The following is a 561-nucleotide window of genomic DNA, read 5'->3' as shown; positions in this document are numbered from 1 at the left end:
GCACGATCTTTTTCGGATCATTGGGGGTAATGGTGCGGGTCATGTGGGTGATGACTGGCACCGCCAGAAGCAGCGCGAGGATCAGGCTGGCGAGAGTCCATGCCATTGCCCGCTTGCTGGGCAGCGCGCTGGCGAGCGCAAAACTGGCAACTGCATCACCTTTGCCTTCCTCGATGGGCGCTTGCCGGATGGTAAGCGCGATCCGTCCTTCTGTATCGCGAGCGATTGCGAGCAGGGCCGAGCCGAGCGCGATCTCTCCGCCGACGCCCGGATCAATCACGCCTTCGGTTATGCTGCGGCCATCCAGCGCAAAGCCGAGCGTGCCAAGCGCCTTCGCGCTGACGCTGCCATTGCTGGCGAGGGTGAGCGCAAGGTGGCGCTGTTCGACCGCCAGATCGGGCAGGTGGATATCGCACTCGGCTGCGCGCCCGATGGTGATGCTGGTTTGGTCGAGCACCCGTTCGCGGATGATCTCGCGGCCCGAAGCGGTGAAATCGATGGTGCGGATCAGGAACATCTTGGGCCTGCCCTCACCAATAATAGAACACACTGATAACATGC

The 561-nt window shown here is 62.2% G+C and carries 1 protein-coding gene; it reads right to left on the bottom strand.

Features of this window, described 5'->3' with window-relative positions; genetic code table 11:
• A partial coding sequence (locus tag ACK41V_RS23800) for an FHA domain-containing protein (RefSeq protein ID WP_409786180.1) occupies positions 1 to 517 on the bottom strand: 517 nt, incomplete at its 3' end.
• Positions 518 to 561: the final 44 nt, after the last annotated feature.

Source organism: Acidovorax sp. (genome assembly GCF_046291265.1).
Lineage (GTDB): Bacteria > Pseudomonadota > Gammaproteobacteria > Burkholderiales > Burkholderiaceae_C > Acidovorax.
This window is presented reverse-complemented; position numbering and strand designations above follow the sequence as displayed.